The organism is Geobacillus sp. (genome assembly GCF_017515625.1).
In the GTDB taxonomy this organism is placed as follows: domain Bacteria; phylum Bacillota; class Bacilli; order Bacillales; family Anoxybacillaceae; genus Geobacillus; species Geobacillus stearothermophilus.
Map to the genome: position 1 here is coordinate 1 of NZ_JAFWFM010000084.1, position 4,067 is coordinate 4,067.

At 53.8% G+C, this 4,067-nt stretch carries 8 protein-coding genes; 3 read left to right on the forward strand and 5 right to left on the reverse strand.

Translation table 11 applies throughout. The features are described from left to right. Positions 1 to 217: hypothetical protein (locus tag IKE44_RS05445; protein ID WP_287465244.1), on the forward strand; the 217-nt coding region annotated here is incomplete at its 5' end. Between the two features lie 37 nt (positions 218 to 254). Here IKE44_RS05445 and IKE44_RS05450 read toward each other — a convergent pair. From IKE44_RS05450 to IKE44_RS05460, 3 genes are all read right to left on the reverse strand, one after another. Beyond that, on the reverse strand, positions 255 to 1,070 hold the full coding sequence (locus tag IKE44_RS05450) for a M15 family metallopeptidase (RefSeq protein WP_033015274.1): 816 nt from the start codon (positions 1,068 to 1,070) through the stop codon (positions 255 to 257). A 51-nt stretch (positions 1,071 to 1,121) separates the two neighbouring features. Beyond that, on the reverse strand, positions 1,122 to 1,829 hold the full coding sequence (gene deoD, locus IKE44_RS05455) for a purine-nucleoside phosphorylase (protein WP_033009203.1): 708 nt from the start codon (positions 1,827 to 1,829) through the stop codon (positions 1,122 to 1,124). Positions 1,830 to 2,114: 285 nt separating this feature from the next. After that, a complete protein-coding gene (locus IKE44_RS05460; protein ID WP_287465246.1) occupies positions 2,115 to 2,513 on the reverse strand; it encodes a hypothetical protein in 399 nt (132 codons plus the stop codon). Positions 2,514 to 2,644: 131 nt separating this feature from the next. On the opposite strand from IKE44_RS05460, the gene IKE44_RS05465 reads away from it, so the two are divergent. Further along, positions 2,645 to 2,803 carry a hypothetical protein gene (locus IKE44_RS05465; RefSeq protein ID WP_017437412.1) on the forward strand — a complete coding sequence of 53 codons (159 nt, stop codon included), beginning with the start codon at positions 2,645 to 2,647 and terminating at the stop codon, positions 2,801 to 2,803. 45 nt (positions 2,804 to 2,848) lie between these two features. On the opposite strand, the gene IKE44_RS05470 is transcribed toward IKE44_RS05465, so the two are convergent. Together IKE44_RS05470 and IKE44_RS05475 are read right to left on the reverse strand one after the other, a co-directional pair. Then, positions 2,849 to 3,010, reverse strand: coding sequence for a hypothetical protein (locus IKE44_RS05470; RefSeq protein WP_162839633.1), 162 nt, complete (start codon positions 3,008 to 3,010; stop codon positions 2,849 to 2,851). 116 nt (positions 3,011 to 3,126) lie between these two features. Beyond that, positions 3,127 to 3,444 carry a hypothetical protein gene (locus IKE44_RS05475; protein WP_287465249.1) on the reverse strand — a complete coding sequence of 106 codons (318 nt, stop codon included), beginning with the start codon at positions 3,442 to 3,444 and terminating at the stop codon, positions 3,127 to 3,129. Positions 3,445 to 3,778: 334 nt separating this feature from the next. Between IKE44_RS05475 and IKE44_RS05480 the strand changes: the two genes are divergently transcribed. Beyond that, positions 3,779 to 4,067 (forward strand): DUF2515 family protein (locus IKE44_RS05480; protein WP_287465251.1); only part of this gene is annotated, 289 nt, incomplete at its 3' end.

Sequence of the window (4,067 nt, forward strand, 5' to 3'; positions counted from 1 at the left end):
CCAAGAAAACTGGATCAATCAACAAAATATTGCACTCGGGGTTCTTCACCTAATAGGTGAACATTCGAAATGGAGTCGAAGTCTCGACACGATTGGGTTTCCCAGCATTTTTGATACACTTCTGTCACGGATTCAGGTATGTAAAAAAGAGACCACCTCTGAAACCCTTGGTTTTACCAGGTTTTTCGTGGTGGTCTGTTTTTCCATGCTGCCCTAGATAGAAGCATTGCCGCTCTTTTGGGCCAGCCCCGTCTTTACACTTTTTTTACCGCTTGAAAATATTCTTCCATTGTCATGCCGCGCTCTTTCATCACGGCGGCGGCCTTCCGCCCGACATAGCGAAGATGCCACGGCTCATACTTGTAGCCGGTCACCGCTTCCTTCCCTTTCGGATAGCGGATGATAAACCCGTATTCGTGCGCGTGGGCAGCGACCCACTGTCCTTCTTTTGTCGCCCCGAACGCCTCGGTCAGCTGGCAGCCGATCGACCGGCTGCTAATGTCGACTGCAAGCCCTGTCTGGTGTTCGCTTTGTCCCGGGTGGGCGACGGCCTGGACGGCGTTTTTCTCCCCTTTTTGCCGCACCTCCTCCGCAAAAATCGCCTTCTGCCGCTCATACGACCGGTAAGCGGACACCATGACAAGCTCGATGCCATCGCGGCGGGCGGCGGCAAACATTTCTTCGAGCGCGGCGGCCGCCTCGGCCCGCATACGCCGCTTTTCTGCATTCGGGTCGGCAAACGAAAACGGCACGCGCGGCACAACCAAATCGGCCGGCTTGTAACCGGACGGAAGCGACTGCTCTTTATTGACGAGCACCAAAATGTTGTCCGGATTCATAATGACCTTTTGGCCGTTTCGCACCTCGATGACGTTCCAATATTTCGCTTCAAGCTGCAAATCCGGGTCAACCGGCCGGTTGAGTTCCTCTCGTTTATGAACGCTGGGCGGCGCCGTATGTTCCGCCGGCTGCCCGGGCGAGCCGGCCGCGCCGCCGTCACCGCTTCCTCCCGTTTGGCAGCCAACGAGCAACAGGCACATAAGCGCCGCTGTTTGCCAACGCTGATTCATTCATCTTCCCCTTTTCTGTTTCCCGGGGCGCCCCGAACAGCCGCCGCATCATCAGCTGCTGCGAACCGCCGCTTCGAGCGCCACCTCGATCATTTCGTTAAACGTCGTTTGCCGTTCTTCGGCTGTCGTCTCCTCGCCGGTTAAAATATGGTCGCTGACCGTCAGCACCGACAGCGCCCGGCAGCCGAATTTGGCCGCCAACGTATAGAGCGCCGCCGTTTCCATCTCGACGGCCAATACGCCGTAGCGCGCCCACGTTTCCCAGTTTGGTTCGTCGTTGTAAAACATGTCGGCGGTAAAGACGTTGCCGACTTTGAGCGCCAATCCTTTTTCCATTCCAACGTCGTATGCCGTCCGCAGCAAGTGGAAATCCGCCGTCGGCGCATAATCGCGGCCGCGGAAAATGAGACGGTTCATGTTAGAATCGGTGGATGCGCCGATCGCCAAAATGACGTCACGCACGCGCACATCCGGTTGAATGGCGCCGCATGTTCCGACGCGGATGAGCGTCTTTACTCCATAGCTTTGGATCAATTCGTTGACATAAATCGAAATGGACGGCACTCCCATCCCCGTCCCTTGGACGGAGACGCGATGCCCTTTGTATGTCCCCGTAAATCCGAACATGCCGCGCACTTCATTGTAGCACACCGCCCCTTCCAAAAACGTCTCGGCAATGTATTTGGCGCGCAGCGGGTCGCCCGGCAGCAAAATGCGTTCGGCGATGTCCCCTTGTTTGGCTCCGATATGTACGCTCAAACTCGATTCCTCCTTATGACTTCGAACGGTTATGGTTCGGCCATGCCCTTGTTTATCATATCATATGTTTGCGGAAAATGGCAGTCTTGCTTCGAGTAGCTTGAGCGAAAGGCGGGCATACTATTCGTGCCCACACGGCGGGAAAGGAGGAAAGACGGTGAAAAAGAAACTTGAGCAGGCGGTGGAGTACGCCAACAAAACGAATCCATCCTCAAAAGCGAACAACCAGCCGTCAACGTCCAAAAAAGAAAAAACAAAATTTTAAGGGAGAGCTGCTCTCCCTTTTTAAGACGTTTTCGAACGATAATCGTCGCGATAGCGGCGCGCAAGATACCTTTCGTTGATATACAGCACCTTTTTGTCTTTGCTGCGCGTATATTTTTTCTCGCGTCCGCGCCGCCTGGCGAGCAGCCAGCAGGCGAACAAATAAAGCGGCAGCACAAGCTGCGTTGTTCCGGCAAATACATACCAAAATCCATCGATGTCGGCCAAATCACGCAAGTAGACGCCGATGCCGCTCAGCTGATAATAGGCAACCGCAACGATGGCCGCAATGATGACGATATTGGCCGCATGGAGAACAGGAACGTTTCTCCAGCGAAACAAAACGCGCTCCACCTGCTCTTTGAGCCAAAGCGACGCGGCGATCGAGACGACGCACAGCGCCAGCACCAATGCGGCCATATTCCGTCCCCCTCCCAGTTCCCTTCAGTCTCCGCTCCGCCCGCCCGGCGCCGCCTGCAAACATTTTCCGTCGATGAACCGCCCTTTTGCCGCATACACTAACGACAACGACAGTTCAAGGAGGGAAAACGATGGGCAAAAAGCATCGCAACCGCATCAACGGGCAGAAAAAGAACAACCATATTCCAAAAGAGGCGTTGATCGCTGAAGACGCAGCGCACGCCAAGGAATACTCGGCCGCCGGCGGCCGGAAAAACGGCCCGGGCCATCACGACAATCCCGAATCGTAACAAACCCGGAGAAACCCTTGTGCCGCACAAGGGTTTCTATTTCGATCAGGGCTCCGACGGCTCGACTTCGTCCCACGCCAGTGTGACGACTTTCGTATAGTCTCCGCGCTCAATTTCCTCTTCCGTCGCCTTTTCGTTCAACACTTCATCATCGTCAATTCCCGGCGCTACCGTCGGCGTGTCGCGCCGTTGTCTTTGCTCTTCCATCTGATCCGCCCCCTTTCCTTTCTTATCCGTTCCCTAAACGGCCGGGCTTTATTCGATGTTATCGCTATTATACCATCCCCAATCGGTTGAAGGCGACTGTATTTTTGAATATTCCGTCAACAGACAAGCTGGCGTTCCACCCGTTTCCAGTCATCCGGGCAGAGGCGGTAGTACGTCTGTCCTTTCCGCCCTTCGTCGATCAAGACAATATCGCCGGTCCCCATAAACCGAGCTTGGCAGTTTTTCGGAATCAAATCAGCCACGTTAAACATTCGGTACAAAATCGACAGCGCCTCATGATGATCGGCGGCCGTCACGGTCAACCGGCATACTTGACGGTATCCTTTCGTTTCCCCGAAGCGCGGTGTTTGGAAAATGACCGCCTCATACGCGCGTTTGGCCAGCCACACCTTTTTCCCCCATAAGCGAACCATTGTTTTCCTCTCCCTTCCCCCAATAAATCGAACGTTTGTATCTTATTACTATTGGTGATCATGCTTGTCGAATCCTTCAGCAAACTATATAGACTCCCATGACAAAAAATTCGTCACCATCGGAAGGATGAAAAGACCTCTATGTTGAATTTTACAATTTTACACATTTTGGAGTTCGGGTATTTTCAGGATAGATGCAACAAAGAAGTTTAACATATCCTTGACAGAAAAGTGGTTTGCCCATTTTTGACTGTCGAAGGCAAGCGTGTGGCTTGCCTCCGTCACGCCTTAGCGTGACGGAAGACCGAGCGACGACGAGGCGGCGGCCGTTGCTATGATTCGGCAGAAAACAGCGGAGCATAACCTCAACAACATCACGCGCACAGCCGCCTATTTCACGTTTTTTGAACGCCACCCAGAAGTGCATTGGGCATTTTTGGCCCATCTCGTTTCGCGCAACGGCGGCTGGAACATGACCGACTTGCGTGGCAGCCTGCTCCCGTTGTTGTTGCCGGAAAAGACGATCGCACCCCTTTTTTTGTTTTTGGAACGGGCCAACGCCCTCATTTTTCACGATGCGTATCCGCAGCTGCTACTGTATGAAGAAAGCAAGCGGAGAAGAC

Excerpts from the sequence above, each read along its gene's own strand:
- IKE44_RS05470 (WP_162839633.1), bottom strand. The coding sequence starts at position 3,010 with ATGGAAGAGCAAAGACAACGGCGCGACACGCCGACGGTAGCGCCGGGA.
- IKE44_RS05450 (WP_033015274.1), bottom strand. The coding sequence starts at position 1,070 with ATGAATCAGCGTTGGCAAACAGCGGCGCTTATGTGCCTGTTGCTCGTT.
- IKE44_RS05475 (WP_287465249.1), bottom strand. The coding sequence starts at position 3,444 with ATGGTTCGCTTATGGGGGAAAAAGGTGTGGCTGGCCAAACGCGCGTAT.
- IKE44_RS05460 (WP_287465246.1), bottom strand. The coding sequence starts at position 2,513 with ATGGCCGCATTGGTGCTGGCGCTGTGCGTCGTCTCGATCGCCGCGTCG.
- IKE44_RS05465 (WP_017437412.1), top strand. The coding sequence starts at position 2,645 with ATGGGCAAAAAGCATCGCAACCGCATCAACGGGCAGAAAAAGAACAAC.